This window comes from Streptomyces sp. NRRL F-5630 (assembly GCF_000719475.1).
In the GTDB taxonomy this organism is placed as follows: Bacteria; Actinomycetota; Actinomycetes; order Streptomycetales; family Streptomycetaceae; genus Streptomyces.
The window spans coordinates 21,689-41,319 of sequence record NZ_JOGO01000055.1 but is presented as its reverse complement, the minus strand read 5'-3'; the positions used below and the strand labels follow the sequence as shown (position 1 = coordinate 41,319).

Annotated in this window: 15 protein-coding genes; 4 read left to right on the top strand and 11 right to left on the bottom strand. The window is 74.4% G+C overall.

Annotation, left to right across the window (positions count from 1 at the left end; genetic code table 11):
• Positions 1-1,368: 1,368 nt before the first annotated feature.
• From proC to IF99_RS0122590, 9 genes are all read right to left on the bottom strand, one after another.
• Positions 1,369-2,175 carry a pyrroline-5-carboxylate reductase gene (gene proC, locus IF99_RS0122630; RefSeq protein WP_030998666.1) on the bottom strand — a complete coding sequence of 269 codons (807 nt, stop codon included), beginning with the start codon at positions 2,173-2,175 and terminating at the stop codon, positions 1,369-1,371.
• 181 nt (positions 2,176-2,356) lie between these two features.
• Positions 2,357-3,094 carry an ABC transporter permease gene (locus IF99_RS0122625; RefSeq protein ID WP_030998663.1) on the bottom strand — a complete coding sequence of 246 codons (738 nt, stop codon included), beginning with the start codon at positions 3,092-3,094 and terminating at the stop codon, positions 2,357-2,359.
• Positions 3,091-3,879 carry an ABC transporter ATP-binding protein gene (locus IF99_RS0122620; RefSeq protein ID WP_030998661.1) on the bottom strand — a complete coding sequence of 263 codons (789 nt, stop codon included), beginning with the start codon at positions 3,877-3,879 and terminating at the stop codon, positions 3,091-3,093. Before IF99_RS0122620 ends, IF99_RS0122625 begins: the two co-directional genes overlap by 4 nt.
• A 298-nt stretch (positions 3,880-4,177) precedes the next feature.
• Positions 4,178-5,020, bottom strand: a complete 843-nt coding sequence (locus tag IF99_RS0122615; protein WP_030998659.1) for a class I SAM-dependent methyltransferase — start codon at positions 5,018-5,020, stop codon at positions 4,178-4,180.
• An 81-nt stretch (positions 5,021-5,101) separates the two neighbouring features.
• A complete protein-coding gene (locus tag IF99_RS0122610; RefSeq protein WP_030998657.1) occupies positions 5,102-5,665 on the bottom strand; it encodes a hypothetical protein in 564 nt (187 codons plus the stop codon).
• A gap of 90 nt (positions 5,666-5,755) precedes the next feature.
• Positions 5,756-7,609 (bottom strand): dihydroxy-acid dehydratase, encoded by a 1,854-nt coding sequence (gene ilvD, locus IF99_RS0122605; RefSeq protein WP_030998655.1) that lies wholly within the window; start codon positions 7,607-7,609, stop codon positions 5,756-5,758.
• A 286-nt stretch (positions 7,610-7,895) separates the two neighbouring features.
• A complete protein-coding gene (locus IF99_RS0122600) occupies positions 7,896-8,597 on the bottom strand; it encodes a TetR family transcriptional regulator (protein WP_051703629.1) in 702 nt (233 codons plus the stop codon).
• A gap of 98 nt (positions 8,598-8,695) precedes the next feature.
• The gene (locus IF99_RS0122595; RefSeq protein WP_030998651.1) at positions 8,696-9,679 is read right to left on the bottom strand and encodes a sugar phosphate isomerase/epimerase family protein; all 984 of its coding nucleotides are present in this window, start codon (positions 9,677-9,679) and stop codon (positions 8,696-8,698) included.
• 207 nt (positions 9,680-9,886) lie between these two features.
• Entirely contained in the window at positions 9,887-10,954 is a 1,068-nt protein-coding gene (locus tag IF99_RS0122590; protein ID WP_030998649.1) for a Ppx/GppA phosphatase family protein, read from the bottom strand.
• A 355-nt stretch (positions 10,955-11,309) separates the two neighbouring features.
• On the opposite strand from IF99_RS0122590, the gene IF99_RS0122585 reads away from it, so the two are divergent.
• A complete protein-coding gene (locus tag IF99_RS0122585; RefSeq protein WP_030998647.1) occupies positions 11,310-12,296 on the top strand; it encodes a hypothetical protein in 987 nt (328 codons plus the stop codon).
• A 130-nt stretch (positions 12,297-12,426) separates the two neighbouring features.
• Here IF99_RS0122585 and IF99_RS0122580 read toward each other — a convergent pair whose 3' ends face one another.
• Entirely contained in the window at positions 12,427-14,115 is a 1,689-nt protein-coding gene (locus IF99_RS0122580) for an RNA polymerase sigma factor (protein WP_030998645.1), read from the bottom strand.
• Positions 14,116-14,538: 423 nt separating this feature from the next.
• Here IF99_RS0122580 and radA point away from each other — a divergent pair, with 423 nt between their 5' ends.
• Both radA and disA read left to right on the top strand, forming a co-directional pair.
• Positions 14,539-16,158 carry a DNA repair protein RadA gene (gene radA / locus IF99_RS31040; RefSeq protein ID WP_234340811.1) on the top strand — a complete coding sequence of 540 codons (1,620 nt, stop codon included), beginning with the start codon at positions 14,539-14,541 and terminating at the stop codon, positions 16,156-16,158.
• A gap of 180 nt (positions 16,159-16,338) precedes the next feature.
• The gene (gene disA, locus IF99_RS0122570; protein WP_030998643.1) at positions 16,339-17,463 is read left to right on the top strand and encodes a DNA integrity scanning diadenylate cyclase DisA; all 1,125 of its coding nucleotides are present in this window, start codon (positions 16,339-16,341) and stop codon (positions 17,461-17,463) included.
• 107 nt (positions 17,464-17,570) lie between these two features.
• Here disA and IF99_RS0122565 read toward each other — a convergent pair whose 3' ends face one another.
• Positions 17,571-18,458: a hypothetical protein gene (locus tag IF99_RS0122565; RefSeq protein WP_234340810.1), complete on the bottom strand. Its 888-nt coding sequence runs from the start codon at positions 18,456-18,458 to the stop codon at positions 17,571-17,573.
• 517 nt (positions 18,459-18,975) lie between these two features.
• Here IF99_RS0122565 and IF99_RS0122560 point away from each other — a divergent pair.
• Positions 18,976-19,620, top strand: coding sequence for a phosphatase PAP2 family protein (locus IF99_RS0122560; protein ID WP_030998639.1), 645 nt, complete (start codon positions 18,976-18,978; stop codon positions 19,618-19,620).
• The last annotated feature ends 11 nt before the right edge of the window (positions 19,621-19,631 follow it).

Below are 19,631 nucleotides of genomic sequence, written 5' to 3'. Positions count from 1 at the left end.
CGGCGCCTTTCCGGTTCCCGTTCCGGCCTTCCGGCCTTTCCGTTTCCCTTTCGGCGTTTCCGACTCTATCAGACCCTCGCGGTTCCGATTCCCTGCCAGTCGGGGTTGTCTTTCCGGCCGTTTCCGGTCCGTTCCGACGTCCTGAACAGTAGTGGATTCTCACCCGAGCTCATAATCGAGCCGACCGGAAAAGATGTGGACAGCACAAAGCTGTCGAATGCTCTTCCGCGGGGATAAGCCGTACTGCTGAGGGGGTGCCGCTTTCGCGGCGAGAAGGTCGCTGGAAGCCTCTGCGGCTTCGCGGCAACTCGGAGAACCATACGGACGGGCCGCGTCCGTGTCAAACGAGGGAGGGACGGCCCGCGCTCAGGCTGTGATCACCGTGCATGCCGCTGGACCGCGCGGTGCGGGGACGGTCCTGTGTCGCGTGGGGACGGGCTCAGGAGGGGGCCGCAGGTGCTCAGCGGGTGGACATGCCTCTGACGTGGGCTTTCCGTGGGGGTCGGCTCCGGACAGGCAGGGCCCGGGTCACCGCCGGACGCGGCGCCGCAGGGCCTTACCGCCGTTTTGCGGAGCAGGTGCGGTGAGGGGTGCGGCGGGGTACAGCTCGCACCGGGACGAGCCAAAGCGGAAGACCGGAGAGAGCGCGCGGCTCGTCCCGGCGAAGGGCTCGCACGCGGTTCTGCTTCAGGAGACGTGCGACGGACCCCCGGTGCCCATGAGTAGCGCATGCGGGCTGGGCGGGCTGCCGTTCGCGCTGGCGCCCGTCGCACGGCCCGATCAGAAGAGTGCGGACGGCACTCCCCCAGGCTGATCCGGACGCGGGAGCGTATGCCCGGGTTCGCTGGCGGGCGGAATCCCCGGGAATCCGCCCACCGTCTGCGGCATCTCTTCCCACGGAGACGCACGAGAGCCCTTTCCCCCCAATCCTGCGGGCGTCAGCGTGCCCAGCCCGCCCGTCCGGTGCACGGCCGTTGCCTGCCGAGGGGTCGATGTCCGTGGGTGCCAAGATCTCGTCCCGCGCCGGCCCGTCCTCGAAGCACTCGCCCTCACCGGCACCGGCGGCCAGCGCCTCCGCGAGGCACAGCGTCGACGGAGCGGTTACGGCCTGGAGGGCGTCGTGGCGCGCGTCGACAAGGAGGTACCTCGGTGGCATCCCCTTGCGACTCCGCACCCGTCTCGCGTCCGACTCCCACCGGGAACGGCCGTGCGGACCTTTGCGCCACGACCGGCGAGGGCACCGGTGCCCTGCTCTTCCGCTCCGGCGGGACCTCCGTGAGCCGAGGGAGGGGCCGCGCACGCGGGTCGGCATCCGGAGCGGGGAGACGATCCGCGTGCTGTCCCGAGCGGCTGAGGGCCGGACGGGTCTCAGGCTCCGGCCGCCAGTTCGCGGCTGCGGTCGCGGGCGGCTTCGAGGGCGGCGATCAGGGCGGCGCGGACGCCGTGGTTCTCCAGCTCGCGGATCGCGTTGATCGTCGTGCCGGCCGGGGATGTGACGTTCTCACGGAGCTTGACCGGGTGCTCGCCCGAGTCGCGGAGCATGACGGCGGCCCCGATCGCGGCCTGCACGATCAGCTCGTGCGCCTTGTCGCGCGGCAGGCCGAGCAGGATGCCCGCGTCCGTCATCGCCTCGACGAGGAAGTAGAAGTACGCCGGGCCCGAGCCCGAGAGCGCGGTCGCGGCGTCCTGCTGGCCCTCCGGGACCCGCAGCGTCTTGCCGACACCTCCGAAGATCGTCTCCGCGTGGGCGAGGTGTTCCTCCGTGGCGTGCGTGCCCGCCGAGATGACCGACATCGCCTCGTCGACGAGCGCCGGGGTGTTCGTCATGACCCGTACCACCGGGGTACCGGGAGCGAGGCGGTCCTCGAAGAAGGCGGTGGGGATGCCCGCGGCGCCGCTGATCACGAGACGGTCCGCGGGCAGGTGGGGGGCGAGTTCGTCGAGCAGCGCGCCCATGTCCTGCGGCTTCACCGTGAGGATGAGGATGTCCGCGCGCTTCGCCGCCTCCGCGTTGCCCACGGGGCGCACGCCGTGGCGCGCGCGCAGCTCCTCGGCGCGCTCGGGGCGGCGCGCGGTCACGAGCAGGTCCTCCGGAGCCCAGCCTGCCCGCAGCATGCCGCTGAGCAGCGCCTCACCGATCTTTCCGGTGCCGAGTACGGCGACTTTGAGCGTCATCGTGTTCACCCTCCGGGCGGGTTCGTCGTCCGCCGGTCAGTCTCGCACCGGGCGGCGTGCGGCGGCGGGGGTGTCCGGTGGGCGGTACGGGGCAGTGCCGGGCGTGTACGGCCGGGTGGTGCGTCGGCCCGTGCGGCTTTCGGCCCGCCCGTTCGTACCTCCCGTCAGTTCGTACCTGCCGTCAGTTCGTGCGGCGGCGCAGTGTCGCCGCTCCGAGGGACAGGACGAGGAGGGCGCAGCCGGTGACGACAAGGATGTCGCGGACGAAGTCGCCCGTGACGCCCGGGTGGCGCTGGAGCTCGTTCATGGCGTCGACCGCGTAGGACATGGGGAGGACGTTCGAGAGCGCTTCCAGGACGGGCTGCATGTGGTCGCGCGGGGTGAAGAGGCCGCACAGGAGGAGCTGCGGGAAGATCACCGCAGGCATGAACTGGACGGCCTGGAACTCGGAGGCGGCGAAGGCCGAGACGAAGAGGCCGAGCGCGGTGCCGAGGAGGGCGTCGAGGAGCGCGACCAGGAGCAGGAGCCACGGGGAGCCGGTCACGTCGAGGCCGAGCGCCCAGACGGAGAGACCGGTGGCGAGGGCCGCCTGGAGGACGGCGAGGGCGCCGAAGGCGAGGGCGTAGCCGCCGATGAGGTCGGCCTTCGCGAGGGGGAGGGCCAGGAGGCGTTCGAGGGTGCCCGAGGTGCGTTCGCGCAGCGTCGAGATCGAGGCGACCAGGAACATCGTGATGAGCGGGAAGATCCCGAGGAGCGAGGCGCCGATCTGGTCGAAGGTGCGCGGGCTCCCGTCGAACACGTACCGCAGCAGGAAGATCATCAGGCAGGGGACGACGAGAAGCAGCGCGACGGTCCGGGGGTCGTTGCGGAGCTGGCGCAGGACGCGCGCGGCGGTGGCGAGGGTGCGGGCGGGGCTCATCGGGTCTCCTGGGCGGCGGTGTCGACGAGGGCCAGGAAGGCGGCCTCGACGGAGTCGGTCGCGGTGCGGGCGCGCAGGTCCTCGGGGGTGCCCACGGCGAGGAGGGTGCCCGCGCGGAGCAGGAGGAGGTGGTCGCAGCGTTCCGCCTCGTCCATGACGTGCGAGGAGATGAGCAGGCTCGTGCCGTTCTCGCGGGCGAGGCGGTGGAAGAGGGCCCACAGGTCGCGGCGGAGGACGGGGTCGAGACCGACCGTGGGCTCGTCGAGTACGAGGAGTTCGGGGCTGCCGAGGAGGGCGACGGCGAGCGAGACGCGGCTGCGCTGGCCGCCGGAGAGCGCGCCCGCGCGGGCATCGGCGTGGGGGGTGAGGCCGACCGCGTCGAGAGCGGCGTCGACCGCCGCGGTGCGACGGGGTGCGGCGCGGCGTCCCGGGTCGAGCACGGCGGCGAAGTAGGCGAGGTTCCGGCGCACGCTCAGGTCGTCGTAGACGGAGGGGGCCTGCGTCACGTAGCCGACACGGGGACGCAGGGCCGGGGTGCCCGCGGGCGCGCCGAGGACGGTCAGCTCGCCCGTGACCGCGCGCTGGGTGCCGACGACGGCGCGCACGAGGGTGGATTTCCCGCAGCCGGAGGGGCCGAGCAGGCCGGTGACGCGGCCGGTGGGGACGGTGAAGGCGAGGTCGTCGAAGACGGCGCGGCGGCCGCGGTGGACGGTGAGGCGGGCGGCTCGGACAGCGGCGGAGGCCGCCGGACCGGTGTGCGGCGCGGTGGGAAGGCTGGGGGGCATGGGGTCTCCGTGGTCTCCGGGCGGGAGCCGGGCTGTGGGCGCGGGGGCGCTGGGGGCTGGGTGTCGTGGCAGGGGTGTGCGGGTCGGCGCGGCGATTAATTCATTGCACGATTAATTCTCGGGCGGCCGGGACCGGGGCGTCAAGGGACCGGGGCGTCAAGGGTCCGTGGGGGACGGGCGCCGGGGGGCCGGGGCCGCGTCACCGTGTTGACGCGCGAAGGCCCCCGGGGTGCGGGGGCCTTCGGTGGTGCGGGAGGGGCGTTGGCGCTGGTCAGGGGTGACGGGGCATCCGGTGGGCTCAGTCGGTGGGGCGGCGCGTCAGCGTCAGCTCGACGATGTATTTCTCCTCGATCGTGGCGTCCGGGAACGTCGCCAGAAGCGCCGCGCGTTCGGCTGCCAAGAAGGCGTTCCGGGTTGATGCGTCACGGATGAGGAGGATGGAGTGGCTTGCGAGGTTCGCGAGGTGGTGGTCGAGCGGGACGCTGCGGCTCCACCGGACGGTGCGCGAGACGGATTCGGTCTCCTCGGCGAGCGCGCGGCTCCTCGGGGAGGCGTAGCGCGGGTCCGGGGCGGGCTCCGTGGCGCGCTCGGATGTCCGCTGGGGCTCGTGCGGGCGCGGTGCCCCGGGGGCGCCGTGCGCCTGGGCCCCGGGGCCGAACCACTCGCGCAGGCGGGCGCCTTGGGCGGCGACCCACTCCACCTCGGGGTCGGCGATGTTCCACCACGCGGCGAGCGCGCCGCCGGGGCGCAGGACGCGCAGGGCCTCGGGGAGCGCGCGCTCGGGCTCGGTCCAGTGCCAGGACTGGGCGTAGGTGACGAAGTCGGCGCAGGCGTCGCGGAGCGGGAGCGCGTTGCCGTCGCCGCGCACGACGGGGAGCCCGGGATGGTCGATGCGGTACTGGGCGGCCATGCCCGCGCCGGGTTCGACGCCGAGGACGTGGGCGCCGCGGGCGGCGAGCCGGGCGCTCGCGATGCCGGTCCCGGCGCCGACGTCGATCACGCGGGCGCCGTCGAGGGGGTGCCCGGCGAGGTCCTCGACGGCGTCGAAGAGCGCGTCCGGGTAGGAGGGGCGGTAGGCGGCGTAGGCGCCTGCGGCGGCGTTGAAGGAGTGCGCTCTGCGGGTGTGCGTGGCAGCGTCCATGGAGTCATCCTGCGCGGACCGCCGGGCGCCCGGTCAAGCGCCGCCGGACCGGGGCCCGTGCGCGACCCCGTCCGCCTCCGGTCAGCGGCGCTTCGGCTTCCCGCGGCCCTTCGCGCCGGGCTTCGGGCCGCCCTTGGCGCGGCGCTTCTCGTACCGCCTCCGCGCCTCCTCGTACTCCCTCCGCGCGAGGGACTCGCCGGGGGCCTCGCTGAGGCAGCGGACCGCGTGGGCGAGGAGGGTGCCGAGGAAACCGATGGCCAGGAGGCCGCGCAGGGACTGCTGGGCCTCGGGGTCGGGGCGGCGGGTGAAGCCCTGCCACGTCCGGGCGAAGGCCATCGCCGTGCACAGCGTGAACATCACGACAAGCAGGATGTTCACGAGACCGCCCACGTCGGCGAGCGCGATGCCCTCGTAGGCGAATTTCAGCACGAAGGCCCCGGCCGCCGCGCAGAGCAGCGAGCCGAGGCCGACGGCGGCGCGGCGGGCGCCGTAGCCGCCGTCGTGGGCGAGCCACGTCGTGCCGAAGAAGCGCAGCGGTTCGGGGCGGGGCCCCGGCTCGCTCGCCGCCCCGGGGGCCGGTGTCCTGGGGGCCGGCTCCCGGGGGGCCGGGGGGCGGTCGGGCGTCTCGCGCGCGTTCTCGGTCACCCGGCGATTATCCCGGGCGCGGGCCGCATCCGGGGGGCGGGCCACATCCCGGGCGCGGGCCACATCCCGGGCGCGGGCCGCGGCGGGGGCTCAGCCCCCGAGCAGGGTCACGTCGCGCACGGCGCCCTTGTCGGCGCTGGTCGCCATCGCCGCGTACGCCCGCAGCGCGGCCGAGACGGCCCGCTCGCGCTTCTTCGGCGCGTACACCCCGCCGAGCGCTTCGCGGCGCGCGGCGAGGGTCTCCTCGTCGACGAGCAGTTCCATCGAGCGGTGGGGGATGTCGATGCGGATGCGGTCGCCGTCCTCGACGAGCGCGATCGCGCCGCCGGCCGCGGCCTCGGGCGAGGCGTGGCCGATGGAGAGGCCGGAGGTGCCGCCGGAGAAGCGGCCGTCGGTGACGAGCGCGCAGACCTTGCCGAGCCCGCGGCCCTTGAGGAAGGACGTCGGGTAGAGCATCTCCTGCATCCCTGGGCCGCCCTTGGGGCCCTCGTAGCGGATGACGACGACGTCGCCGGGCGCGACCTTCTTCGTGAGGATCTTCTCGACGGCCTCTTCCTGCGACTCGCAGACGACGGCGGGGCCCTCGAAGGTCCAGATCGACTCGTCGACGCCCGCGGTCTTCACGACGGCGCCGTCTACAGCGAGGTTGCCGCGCAGCACCGCGAGGCCGCCGTCCGCCGAGTAGGCGTGCGCGACGTCGCGGATGCAGCCGCCCGCCGCGTCCGAGTCGAGCGAGTCCCAGCGCTCCGACTGCGAGAACGCCTCCGCGCTGCGGCGGCAACCGGGCGCCGCGTGCCACAGCTCGACGGCCTCACCGCTCGCCGTGCCGCCGCGCACGTCCCACGTCTCCAGCCAGTCCTTGACGGAGGCCGAGTGGATCGTGTGCACGTCCTCGTTGAGCAGCCCGCCCCGGTACAGCTCGCCCAGGAGCGCCGGGATGCCGCCCGCGCGGTGCACGTCCTCCATGTAGTACGTGGTCGAGCCGGCCACGTTCGGCGCGACCTTCGCCAGGCAGGGGACGCGGCGGGAGACGTCGTCGATGTCGTGCAGGTCGTAGTCCGCGCCCGCCTCCTGGGCGGCCGCGAGCAGGTGCAGGATCGTGTTCGTGGAGCCGCCCATGGCGATGTCGAGCGCCATGGCGTTCTCGAAGGCCGCGTGCGTGGCGATGTTGCGCGGCAGGACGCTGTCGTCGTCCTGCTCGTAGTAGCGGCGGGTCAGCTCGACGACCGTCTCGCCCGCCTTCTCGTAGAGCGCGCGGCGGGCCGTGTGCGTCGCGAGGACCGAGCCGTTGCCCGGGAGCGAGAGGCCGATCGCCTCGGTGAGGCAGTTCATCGAGTTGGCGGTGAACATGCCGGAGCAGGAGCCGCAGGTGGGACAGGCGTTCTCCTCGATGCGGAGGATGTCCTCGTCCGAGACCGACTCGTTGACCGCGTCGCTGATCGCGTTGACCAGGTCGAGCTTGCGGACCGTGCCGTCGACCAGCGTCGCCTTGCCGGCCTCCATCGGGCCGCCGGAGACGAAGACGGTCGGGATGTTGAGGCGCAGGGCGGCCATCAGCATGCCGGGCGTGATCTTGTCGCAGTTGGAGATGCAGATGAGCGCGTCGGCGCAGTGCGCCTCGACCATGTACTCGACGGAGTCGGCGATCAGGTCGCGCGAGGGCAGCGAGTAGAGCATCCCGCCGTGGCCCATCGCGATGCCGTCGTCGACGGCGATCGTGTTGAACTCGCGGGGAACGGCGCCCGCCGCCTTGACCGCCTCGGAGACGATCCGGCCGACCGGCTGGAGGTGGGTGTGGCCGGGCACGAACTCGGTGAACGAGTTCGCGATGGCGACGATCGGCTTGCCGATGTCCGCGCTCGCTACGCCCGAGGCGCGCATAAGGGCGCGGGCGCCCGCCATGTTGCGGCCGTGGGTGACAGTGCGGGACCTCAGCTCGGGCATCGTCGCTCGCTCCTCGCGTCGTACGGGGTGGTGATGCGCGCCGGGCGCGGCCACGGGGGCCGCCCTCGACGCGTAAGGCTTGCGGTCGAGCGTACGCCCGTGCTCCAAGATCTGGACAGGGTGTCCGGACTACGGGACGCCCGTGCTCGGCGCGGCGGTGGTCGGACGGCGTCGGGCGGGCGTCCCGGCGGGGCGGCGGGGGCGGGCTCTCCCCCGGGCGAGGAGGCCGCCGGTCGCGGGCCCCGCCGGGCGAGGGGACGGCCGGTCGCGGGGCACCCCCGCCGGGCTAGGCGTGGCCGGGTGGGGGGTCTTCCGCCGAGGGGTGGGGGTGGCCGGGTGTGGGGGCTCCGGTGGCGCCCGGGTCCGGGTCGGTCAGGTAGCGCTGGAGGGTGGGGGCGACGGCGGCGACGAGGCGGGGGGCCGGTTCGGAGGCGAGGGGCTCGACCCCGAGCACGTACCGCAGCAGCGCGATGCCGACGAGGTGCGAGGCGGCGAGCTCGGCGCGCAGGCGGGGGTCGGGGACGTCGAGTCGCTGGGCGATGCGTTCGAGGAGGCGGCTGAGGACGAGCGAGCGCAGGACCCCGGCGGCGGCCTCGTGGGTGAGCGCGGAGCGGACGAGGGCGAGCAGCGGGGCGCGGGTGACGGGGTTCTCCCAGACGCCGAAGAAGTACGTGGCGAGGCGTTCGCCGACGCCTTCGGCGCCCGCGCCGATCACGTCGGCGAGCCCGTCGGTCGGGGCGAAGTGCGCTTCCACGGCGGCGGCGAAGAGGGCGTCCTTCGTGCCGAAGTAGTGGTGCACGAGGGAGGCGTCGACCCCGGCGAGTTGTGCGACGGCGCGTACCGGGGTGCGGTCGTAGCCGTGTGCGGCGAAGGCGGTCCTGGCGGCTTCGAGGATGCGTTCCCTGGCGCCGGGACCGGTCGCGGTGAGGGCCTTGGGGGGCCGGCCGCGACGTCGGCGGGGTTCCCGCGTCGTCTCGTCGTCCGCCATCCGTACCGCCTCCTGCGTGCCGTTCTGTGCCCGTGCCGCGCCCGTACCGGCCGCCCGTTTCGCGCTCCCGTGGCCGGGCCTTCCGTCCGCCCGGTGGGTCAGGGGCGGGGGGACTTCGCGGGCGAGGGGGTGGTGAGGTCGGGACCGGTGCGCGGGGCATCGGTGGCATCGGTCGATCCGGTGGCGCCGGTCGCCTCCGTGGCGCCGGTCGCCTCCGTGGCGCCGGTCGCCTCCGTGGTGCCGGTCGCCTCGGGGTCTTCGGTGCGCGGCGGGGAGAGGGGGGCGGTCAGGTGGAGGCGCGTGTAGGCGAGGGCTTCGGCGAGGTCCGCCTCGCGTTCGGCGCTGGACATCGCGCGCCGCGTGTTGACCTCGATGACCACGTGCCCCGTGAAGCCGCTCGCGGCGAGGCGTTCCAGCGTCTCGGCGCACGGCTGGGTGCCCCGCCCCGGCACGAGGTGCTCGTCTTTGCCGGACCCCGAGCCGTCGGCGAGGTGCACGTGGGCGAGGCGGTCGCCCATGCGGTCGATCATCGCGGTCGCGTCGGTGCGGGCCGTCGCGGTGTGCGAGAGGTCGACGGTGAAGTGCCGGTAGTCGTCGTGCGAGACGTCCCAGTCGGGGGCGTAGGCGAGGAGTTCCCGCTCGCGGTAGCGCCACGGGTACATGTTCTCGACGGCGAAGCGCACGTCCGTCTCGTTCGCCATGCGCCATACGCCGTCGACGAAGTCGCGCGCGTACTGGCGCTGCCAGCGGAAGGGAGGGTGGACGACGACGGTCGACGCGCCGAGGCGTTCGGCGGCGCTGCGGGCACGCTGGAGCTTCGTCCAGGGGTCCGTGGTCCACACCCGCTGGGTGATGAGCAGACAAGGGGCGTGGATGGCGAGGACGGGGACGCGGTGGAAGTCGGAGAGCCTGCGCAGGGCCTCGATGTCCTGGCTGACCGGGTCGGTCCACACCATGACCTCGACGCCGTCGTAACCGAGGCGCGCGGCGATCTCGAAGGCCGTCGCCGTCGACTCCGGATAGACCGAGGCCGTCGACAGGGCGACCTTCGCACCCGGAACGCGGACCGCTGCTTCAACCACCCCCCCAGCCTACGGGGCGGTAGCGCGCCGGTGTCCGGGCGGAAGCCCCGCCGGGGCGCGCGGGCCGCGGTCCCGCCCGGCGCGACCTGCGCGGTGGCGCGGAGTGTGCGGTTCGCCACGAGGCGGGAGCGGGAGCGGGCGCTTCGTCAGGAGGGGCGGAGCGGGAGCGTGCGGGGCGAGAGGGAAGGGGGCGGTCGGCGCGCCCCCTCAGACCCGGGGTGTCCGTGGCGCGACCGCCTCCGCCACGGGTCCGCTCCCGCCCTCGGCGCGATCGAGCCGGTCAGCGCGGTCGAACCGGTCAGCGCGGTCGAACCGGTCAGCGCGGTCGAGCCGATCAGCACGGTCCAGGCGGTCCAGCCGGTCGAGGCGGCGGAGGATGACGCCTTCGCGGAGTGCCCACGGGCAGATCTCGGCGCGTTCGACGCCGAAGAGGTCGAAGGCGCCCTCGGCGACGATCGCGCCCGCGAGAAGCTGGTCGGCGCGGTCCCCGGGGATGCCGGGGAGTTCGGCGCGTTCGGCGGCGGTCATCGCGGCGACACGCGGCACCCACTCCTCCAGGGAGCGGCGCTTGAGCTCGCGCGTCACGTACAGCCCCTCGGAGGAGCGTGCCGCGCCGCCGACGCGGGCGAGGCGGCGGAAGGTCTTGGACGTCGCGACGACGTGGTCGGGCGGCCCGAAGCGGCTGAACTCGCCGACGACGCGGGCGATCGTGGCCCGCACGTACTTGCGCAGCTCCCTGACGTCCTCGGGCGGGGGCGGGTCGCCGGGCAGGCGCGTGTGCGTGAGGCGGCCGGCGCCGAGCGGCAGCGAGACGGCCGCGTCGGGTTCCTCGTCGAGGCCGAAGGCGATCTCCAGCGAGCCGCCGCCGATGTCGAGCAGCAGCAGCCTGCCCGCCGACCAGCCGAACCAGCGGCGCGCGGCGAGGAACGTGAGCCGCGCCTCCTCCGGGCCGCTGAGCACGTCGAGCCGCACGCCCGTCTCCTCGCGGACGCGGCGCAGCACCTCGTCGGCGTTGACGGCGTCGCGCACGGCGGAGGTCGCGAAGGGGAGCAGTTCCTCGACGCCCTTGTCCTCGGCGGCCTGGAGCGCTTCGCGGAGGGTCGCGATGAGCGCGGTCACGCCGCGTTCACCGATCGCGCCGTCCGCGTCGAGCAACTGGGCCAGGCGCAGTTCGGCCTTGTGCGAGTGCGCGGGCAACGGCCGCGCGCCGTGGTGGGCGTCGACGACAAGCAGATGCACCGTGTTCGAGCCGACGTCGAGTACTCCGAGCCTCATGACCGCACACGCTACTGCGCCGGTCCGGGCGCGCGGGCGGAGTACCGGACGGTGTACCGGGGCGTACGGGGCGCGGCCGGCCGCAGGCGGAAGCGGACGCCGCGCGCGGGGCGGTGCGGGAGCGGCCTCGCGAGAGCGCGCGGCGTGGCGGCACGAAGGAGCGCCACCGGGTCAGCCCCGTACCGCCACGTGTAAAGGGACGCGCCGTGACCCTGGTGGCGTACGCGCCGTGACCTGGGGGGCAAAGAACCGGCGTGACCTGGTGGGCGAGGCGCGGGCGTGACGTTCCCGGTCGGCGGGGCGACGCGCTTACGCTGGGCGCGTGCCGAAGACGAAAAAGGCGAAGTCCCCGGAAATGCCGCCGTCCGAAGGGGCCCCCGAGGTGCCGCAGCAGCAGAAGCAGGACAAGCGGAAGCGCGAGCAGGGCGAGAAGCAGGCGGACAAGCGGAGCACGACGTCGCGCGCGAAGCGGAGCGCCGAGCGGGCCGCGTCGCTCGCGCGCGAGCTGCGGACCGCTCCGGCGGAGGACGGTGCGGGCGAGGTGGTCGTCGCGGTGGCGACCGAGCCGGGCGCGTACCCCCTTCCCGAGGACGACGAGAAGGGGCTCGATTTCGCGCGGGCGTGGGTGGAGTTCCCCGACCCGGAGGACGAGGAGCAGGTCTTCCGCTGCGACCTGACGTGGCTCACCTCGCGCTGGAGCTGCGTCTTCGGCAGCGGCTGCCAGGGCATTCAGGCGGGGCGCGCGGCCGACGGCTGCTGCACGCTGGGCGCGCACTTCTCGGACGAGGAGGACGAGGAGCGGGTCGCCGGTTTCGTCGAGCGCCTCACGCCGGACATCTGGCAGCACCACGACGTGGGCACCTCGACGGGCTGGGTGCAGCTCGACGAGAACGACGGGGAGCGGCAGACGCGGCGCTGGCAGGGTTCGTGCGTGTTCCAGAACCGGCCCGGCTTCGCGGGCGGCGCGGGCTGCGCCCTGCACATCCTGGCGCTGCGCGAGGGCCGCGAGCCGCTGGAGACGAAGCCGGACGTGTGCTGGCAGCTGCCGGTGCGCCGGACGTACGACTGGGTGGAGCGGCCGGACGGTACGCAGATCCTCCAGGTCTCGATCGGCGAGTACGACCGCAGGGGCTGGGGTCCGGGCGGCCACGACCTGCACTGGTGGTGCACCTCGGCGACCTCGGCGCACGGCGCGGGCGAACCCGTCTACGTCTCGTACCGGCCCGAGCTGACGGAGCTGATGGGCGAGAAGGCGTACGCGCGACTGGTGGAGCTGTGCGAGGCGCGGCTCGCCTCGCAGCTTCCGCTGGTGGCCCCGCACCCGGCGGACCAGGTGGGGTGACGGGGGCGGGCGGCCGTACGGGAGCCGGGCCGGGCGGGACCGGCCCGTGCGCCGGGGCGCCGGGGCCCTGGCCGAGCGTCTGCGGGCGGGGGGATCGTGCCTACCGGCCGGGGGCGGAGGCCGGGCCTGCCTAGTGCCTCCGTAGTGGCTGCCCCTCCGTGCCCGGCTCGCCCTCCGCCGGTTCCTCCGGGCTCGTGGGTCCCGAGGTCGGCGGGGTGCTCTCGGGTGGTTCGGGCGGCTGGCTCGCGGGCGGCTCGCTCGGCCCTGTGTCGGTGGGTGGCGGGTTCTCGCTCGGACCGGTGTCGGTCGGGGGCGCCTGGCTGTGGCTCGGCCCGGCGCTCGGCCGCGATCCGGTGGGCGGCTCGGCGCTCTCCCGGCCGCCTCCGGTGCCCTTCTCGTGCGTACGGCCGCGGGTGCCGCTGCCGCTGAGCACGATCACCGCGTCCACCGGGCTCACCCGGATCTCCGCCCGCCAGCCGTGCTCCGGCGAGCGGCCGGGCACCACGTGCGCCCGCACTGTCACCGACTCGCCCGGTTCGAGCCGCCCGGCGTGCTTGCTCAGCCGCACCCAGTCGGCCTCCGTCGCGAGTCCCCAGTCGAGCGGAGCGCGGCCGGTGGCGCGCAGCGTGATCAGGCTGGTGTCGCCGCGCGTGCGGACGGTGACGGCGAGCCCGGAGGCGCCCGCGCGGTGCTTGCCCTCCGGGTCGAGGACGGTCGCCGAGAGCGGTTCGCCCGCGTCCTGGGCGCTGCCCGCGTTCTCGTACGGCTCCGCTCCCGCTCCGTCCTTGCCCTCGCCGTCCCGCGCGCTCACCGAGCGACCGCCGTCGGGGCCGTCGTCGAAGAACGGCAGCCCGCCCCCGTACGAGGTCCACAGGGCGAGGAGCGGCGCGGCGACGACGGTCGCCACGACCGTCGTCGTCACGGCGCGCGAGCGCAGGCGTTCGCGCCGGGCCGCGCGCTCCCGCGCGTCCATCGGGAAGCCCTTGCGGTCGAGGCGCAACTGCGTGGCGTCTTTGCGGCGCTTGGACTGCGGAGCGGTGGCGTGCGCGAGGATCTCGGCGCGGGGGGCGGTGAGGACGGGCAGCGCGTCCGGGGTGACGGCCGTGCCCGGCCACGGTTCGGCGGCACCGGCGCGTTCGGCGGTACGGCGGCAGCGCGGGCACTCGTCGACGTGGCGCACCAGCTCACCGCGCAGCGCGGAGCCCAGCGGAATGCGCCGGTCCCCCGCGTACCGCGCCGCGACGGGGCAGCCCCCGCTCGCCGCGACCCCCAGCGCGACCCGCGTCCGCTCCACCTCGCACGCCGCCGCCGCGAGCAGTTCCCGCGCCGCGCTCGCCTCCAGGCCGATCACCGAGGCCACCTGGAGCGGGGTCAGCCCGTGCCGTACCGCGAGTTCCAGCGCCTCGCGCTGCTCGGGGCTCGTCCCGGCCGCCTCGGGCCAGGCGAGCCGGGCCAGTTCCCTGCGCCGCTCGCGCCCCTCCGCGGACTCCTCGCGCGCTTCCTCCTCGGGGCGTCCGCGCGTCTCGGTGAGCCGCCGCAGGCACACCCAGCGGGCCAGCGCGTAGAGCCACGCCTGCCGGTCCTCCTCGTCCTGCGGGGCGCGGCTCTGCTTGCGCGCGGCGAGTGCGAGGACCTCGCCGACCACACCGACCGCCGCGTCGTGCGCGCACAGGACGGAGAGGCAGTACGTGAAGAGGCCGTCGAGGTACCCGTCGAACCGCTCGTCGATGGCCTCGCCGGGCCGCGCCGCGGCCGCGCCGGGCACGCCGGAGGAGCCCGTGCCGTCCCGGGAGGTGGAGTGCTCGGTCCTGCTGCTCATCACCCGGCGACCGTAGGCGCCCCCGCGCCCTCACTCGCCCCTCCTTGAGCCGATTTACTCCTTACGGGTGAACAGATCGCTCGAAAGGGGACAGCGGAGGACGCGTACGGCTTCATGCGGGGGCGTACGAGCCCACGCGGGGGCGTAAGAAGCACTTCCGCGCGGCCACCCGCACCTCCACGCCCCACCCGGCCCCCCACACTCCCCCACCCCGCGCCCACTTCACCCCACTCCGCCCCCGCCCCGGGGAACTCCCCGCCACCCCCCGACCGTTGTGGCCCGTCGGGGGGCCACGCATCCCCTAGGGGACATCCCCGACCCCCCGCCCCTCCCCCTCAGGGACATCCCCCGGAAAACCCGGACCTTCCGCCCGCGCCACTCGCCCCGCCTTCCCCTGTCAGTCCCTCCCGCTACGGTGGCCGCATGCCCACCCGCACCAAGTCCGCCAAAGAACGCCCCTCCTACCGCTGCACCGAGTGCGGCTGGCAGACGGCCAAGTGGCTGGGGCGCTGCCCGGAATGCCAGGCGTGGGGGACGATCGAGGAGTACGGCGCTCCCGCGGTGCGCACCACGGCGCCGGGCCGGGTCACCACCTCCGCCCTTCCCATCGCGCAGGTCGACGGGCGGCAGGCCACGGCGCGTTCGACCGGGGTGCCCGAGCTGGACCGGGTGCTCGGCGGCGGGCTCGTGCCTGGCGCCGTCGTCCTCCTCGCGGGGGAGCCGGGGGTCGGCAAGTCCACGCTGCTCCTCGACGTGGCCGCGAAGGCCGCGGGTCCCGGCCACCGCACGCTGTACGTGACGGGCGAGGAGTCGGCCTCGCAGGTCCGGCTCCGCGCGGACCGCATCGACGCGCTCGACGACGAGCTGTACCTGGCGGCCGAGACCGACCTCTCCGCCGTCCTCGGCCACCTCGACGCGGTGAAGCCCTCGCTGCTCGTCGTCGACTCCGTGCAGACCGTCGCCTCGCCCGAGATCGACGGCGCGCCCGGCGGCATGGCGCAGGTGCGCGAGGTGGCGGGGGCCCTCATCCGCGCGTCGAAGGAGCGCGGCATGGCGACCCTGCTCGTCGGCCATGTCACGAAGGACGGCGCCATCGCCGGGCCCCGCCTCCTGGAACACCTCGTCGACGTCGTCCTCAGCTTCGAGGGCGACCGGCACGCGCGCCTGCGCCTCGTGCGCGGCGTCAAGAACCGCTTCGGCGCGACCGACGAGGTGGGCTGCTTCGAGCTGCACGACGAGGGCATCACCGGGGTCACCGACCCCTCCGGCCTCTTCCTCACCCGCCGCGACGAGCCCGTCCCCGGCACCTGCCTCACCGTCACGCTGGAGGGTCGCCGGCCCCTCGTCGCCGAGGTGCAGGCGCTCACCGTCGACTCCCAGATCCCCTCGCCGCGTCGCACCACCTCCGGCCTGGAGACCTCGCGCGTCTCGATGATGCTCGCCGTCCTCGAACAGCGCGGGCGCATCAGCGCGCTCGGCAAGCGCGACATCTACAGCGCGACGGTCGGCGGCGTGAAGCTCTCCGAACCGGCCGCCGACCTCGCCATCGCTCTCGCCCTCGCGAGCGCGGCGAGCGACACCCCGCTGCCGAAGAACCTCGTGGCGATCGGCGAGGTGGGTCTCGCGGGCGAGGTGCGGCGTGTCACGGGGGTGCAGCGCCGTCTCGCCGAGGCCCACCGCCTCGGCTTCACCCACGCGCTCGTCCCCGCCGATCCCGGGCGCGTCCCCGCGGGGATGCGCGTCACCGAGGTCGCCGACATCAGCGACGCCCTCCTCGTCCTCCCGCGCGGCCGGAGCGCCGGGCGCGGCGGGAGGACAGGCGGCCAGGGCGCCGAAGGCGAGGGGCGTACGGAGGAGGGGCGCGGCGCCGAAGGGCGGGCGCGGGGCGCGGCCCGTACGGCGGCGGGGCGCGGTGAGGGCCGTGCGCCGGCCACGCGCCGCACCGCGCGCACCTCCCCCGCGAAGGACTCCCCCACCGCCCCGGCGCCCCGCGAGGAAGAGGCGCCGGATCTCTGGGCGGAGGGCACGGCGGCCCCGTTCTGAGCCGCTCGCGCGCGTCCCGCGTCCGGACGCGTCCGCCTGCGCCCCGGCACGCCGGGGCGGCGCCGGTAGACTTTGCCCCGGTCTCGCCCGTCCGTACGGTGGGCCACGGGCCGCCTGGGCCCGGGGAGGGCCGGGCGGGGCGGCGGCCGGGCACCGTAGATCTGCGACCGGAGGAATGCAGTGGCAGCAGGCGACCGGGGAGCGACTCCCGGCAAGTCGGGCGGTGTTGCCCGTGCCGATGCGCTGATGCGCGCCTCACTGAGCGCGGTCGCGCCGGGCACGGCCCTGCGGGACGGACTCGAACGGGTCCTGCGCGGGAACACGGGCGGGCTCATCGTCCTCGGCTGGGACAAGACGGTCGAGTCCCTGTGCACGGGCGGGTTCAACCTCGACGTGGAGTTCAGCGCGACCCGGCTGCGGGAGCTGTGCAAGCTCGACGGCGGCATCGTGCTCGACAAGGACCTCACCAAGATCCTGCGGGCGGGCGTGCAGTTCGTGCCCGATCCGACGATCCCGACCGAGGAGACCGGCACACGGCACCGCACCGCCGACCGCGTCTCCAAGCAGGTGGGTTTCCCCGTCGTCTCGGTGAGCCAGTCGATGCGGCTCATCGCGCTGTACGTGGACGGGCAGCGCCGGGTCATGGAGGACTCCGCAGCGATCCTCTCGCGCGCCAACCAGGCGCTCGCGACCCTGGAGCGGTACAAGCTGCGCCTCGACGAGGTGGCGGGGACGCTCTCCGCGCTGGAGATCGAGGACCTCGTCACGGTGCGGGACGTGTGCGCGGTCGCGCAGCGCCTGGAGATGGTGCGGCGGATCGCGACGGAGATCGCCGAGTACGTGGTGGAGCTGGGCACCGACGGGCGCCTCCTCGCGCTCCAGCTCGACGAGCTGATCGCCGGTGTCGAGCCGGAGCGTGAGCTCGTCGCCCGCGACTACGTGCCCGAGCCGACCGCGCGCCGGGCCCGTACCGTCGAGGAAGCGCTCACGGAGCTGAACGCGCTCACGCACACCGAGCTGCTCGAACTCCCCGTCGTGGCCCGCGCCCTCGGCTACACGGGCTCCCCCGAGGCGCTCGACTCGGCGGTCTCGCCGCGCGGCTACCGGCTCCTCGCGAAGGTCCCGCGGCTGCCCGGAGCCATCATCGACCGCCTCGTCGAGCACTTCAGCGGCTTGCAGAAGCTGCTCGCCGCGAGCGTCGACGACCTCCAGACGGTCGACGGGGTGGGCGAGGCCCGCGCCCGGAGCGTGCGCGAGGGGCTGTCGCGCCTGGCGGAGTCGTCGATCCTGGAACGGTACGTCTGAGAAGTACGGGGGCGGGAAGGCCGGGGCGCGGCAGCCGGAAGCGGGGCGGCCCGGACGCGACGCGGCCGGCGCGCGGGCCCGGGCGGTGCCCCGCCCCCTTCGGTTCCTCAGTCCTTGTCGAGGCGGAACGACGCGCGGGCCTTCTTCAGCCCCGGCGCCTTCGCCTCCACCAGGTAGGTGCCCGGCTTCGCCGAGCCGCTCGGCGGCTTCGCGCACGCGGCGCGGCTCGCCTTGCGGTTCCACTCGATCTCGTACCGGATCGTCTCCTTCGCCGGTACCCGCAGCCACAGGCTCTCGGTCGCGGGGCAGTCCTTGGAGGACCAGTACGGGTCGTCCTCGCCGGTCAGCGTGATCGTCACGACGGTGTGCGCCGCGCCGAGGTCCACCTTGCACGCGGCGGCCGAACTGTTCTTGACGGACAGTTCGAGCTTCGGCTTCTTGCCGGGCGCGTACGTGTTGTGCGCGCTGCGCAGCGAGAGTTCGGCGACATCCGACGTGCAGTCGGGCAGACTCGACCCGGCGGGGACGCGCTGCGCGTCGCTGCTGCCGGACCCGGCGCCCTCGCCGGAGGCGCCCGAACCGCCGTCGCCACCCGCCTCGTCGGAGCCGCCGGTGCCGTCCGCCCCGTCTCCCGAACCGCCCTTGCCGGCCCCGTCCTCGCCGGAGCCGCCACCTGCCGCCCCGCTTGAGGCGCCGTCACCCGGCGTGGCCGTGTCGTCGTCCTTGCCGGAGCCGCCCGACTCGTCGCGGCCGCCCGGCTGTTGACTGATCGCCGGTCCCGAGTCGCTGGGGCCGGGGGTGATGGAGGGCGCGGGCCCCGAGGAGCCGCCGGAACCGTGCGCGCCGTCCTTCTTGCCGCCCCCGCCTCCGCTCGTGAGATTCACCAGCCAGACGACGAGCAGAGCGACCAGCACCAGGACGGCGCCGAGAATCGCCCTCCGTCGCCAGTAGATGCTGGAGGGAAGCGGACCGACCGGATTGCGCATAGATCCCACGGCGCAACTCTACGAGAGATCCTCGCCACTCCCGGCGCCACCCGCCGCCCCACCGTCAACTTTCCCGGATCATCATTCCGGCTGGTCTTCACACGAGCGGCAGCCCGCTTCCCGGCTGCCGGTTTCGCGGCGGTACGGGCCGTTCCGCTCCACCCCGCGCACCCCCCGGCCGCACCTCGGTGCCGCCTCACCAGCCCCGGCCGGGGCCGTGATCATTCCGTTCCCTATTCGTGTCTCTTTTGTTTCCTTCCTTTTCCGGTGCGGGTGCAATTGCCACGCATCCACGCCTTCGCCCGCGCTCCGCTCCCGGCACGGGCCCGCGTTCCGCCCGGCTTGTCCGCGCATACCCCTTCCGCCCCCGCGCCACCGTGGGGCCGACGCCACGGACGGCCCGGTTCACCCCTCCGCCGTACCGTGTCCTCCGCCGGTTCACCCACCGCCCCTGCCGATCGGCAGGGGCGGGAACGGTCCCGCCGGGGGATGTGGTGGTCAGGAGCAGCCCGTAGCGTCCCCGACCATGGAAGGCATGACCAGCGTCGACTCTGACCTCTATCTCGACATCCTCGACTTCGGGCACAGCACGCCGGAGTGGTTCCAGAAGCTCGCCGAGATCTGGACGGAACTGGGGCTGCTGCTCTTCGCGGCGCTCTTCGTCGTCGCCTGGTGGCGCGCCCGGCGCGGTGAACCGGGCGCGCTGGCCGTCGCGGTCCTCGCCCCGCTGGGGACCGCCGTCGCCTACGTGATCAGCGAGGTCGCCAAGTCCTCGATCACCGAGGAGCGTCCCTGCCGTGCCGTCAAGGGCGCCCAGCCCCTGATCGACTGCCCCCCGCACGGTGACTGGTCCTTCCCCAGCAACCACGCGACGATCGCCGCCGGCGCGGCCGTGGGCCTCATGCTCGCCTGGCGCGTGATCGCCTGGCTCACCCTGCCCATGGCGCTCCTCATGGCGTTCTCGCGGGTCTTCGTCGGCGTCCACTACCCGCACGACGTCGCCACCGGACTCGTCCTCGGCGCCCTCGTCTCGCTCGTCGTCGTCAGGCTCGGCACCCGCCCGCTCGCCGCGCTCGCCACCACCATGCGGGGTTCCTCGATCGGACTCCTCGCCTGGCTCGCGGGCCCGGGGCAGCGCCGCGCCGCGCACGCCGCGCCTTACGTCCGCTGATCCGCCTCCTT

What these genes read in the sequence shown, in the direction of transcription:
- proC (WP_030998666.1), bottom strand. Translation starts at nt 2,175, where the DNA reads ATGACGCTCAAAGTCGCCGTACTCGGCACCGGAAAGATCGGTGAGGCG.
- IF99_RS0122625 (WP_030998663.1), bottom strand. Translation starts at nt 3,094, where the DNA reads ATGAGCCCCGCCCGCACCCTCGCCACCGCCGCGCGCGTCCTGCGCCAG.
- IF99_RS0122620 (WP_030998661.1), bottom strand. Translation starts at nt 3,879, where the DNA reads ATGCCCCCCAGCCTTCCCACCGCGCCGCACACCGGTCCGGCGGCCTCC.
- IF99_RS0122615 (WP_030998659.1), bottom strand. Translation starts at nt 5,020, where the DNA reads ATGGACGCTGCCACGCACACCCGCAGAGCGCACTCCTTCAACGCCGCC.
- ilvD (WP_030998655.1), bottom strand. Translation starts at nt 7,609, where the DNA reads ATGCCCGAGCTGAGGTCCCGCACTGTCACCCACGGCCGCAACATGGCG.
- IF99_RS0122600 (WP_051703629.1), bottom strand. Translation starts at nt 8,597, where the DNA reads ATGGCGGACGACGAGACGACGCGGGAACCCCGCCGACGTCGCGGCCGG.
- IF99_RS0122590 (WP_030998649.1), bottom strand. Translation starts at nt 10,954, where the DNA reads ATGAGGCTCGGAGTACTCGACGTCGGCTCGAACACGGTGCATCTGCTT.
- IF99_RS0122585 (WP_030998647.1), top strand. Translation starts at nt 11,310, where the DNA reads ATGCCGCCGTCCGAAGGGGCCCCCGAGGTGCCGCAGCAGCAGAAGCAG.
- IF99_RS0122580 (WP_030998645.1), bottom strand. Translation starts at nt 14,115, where the DNA reads ATGAGCAGCAGGACCGAGCACTCCACCTCCCGGGACGGCACGGGCTCC.
- radA (WP_234340811.1), top strand. Translation starts at nt 14,539, where the DNA reads ATGCCCACCCGCACCAAGTCCGCCAAAGAACGCCCCTCCTACCGCTGC.
- IF99_RS0122560 (WP_030998639.1), top strand. Translation starts at nt 18,976, where the DNA reads ATGGAAGGCATGACCAGCGTCGACTCTGACCTCTATCTCGACATCCTC.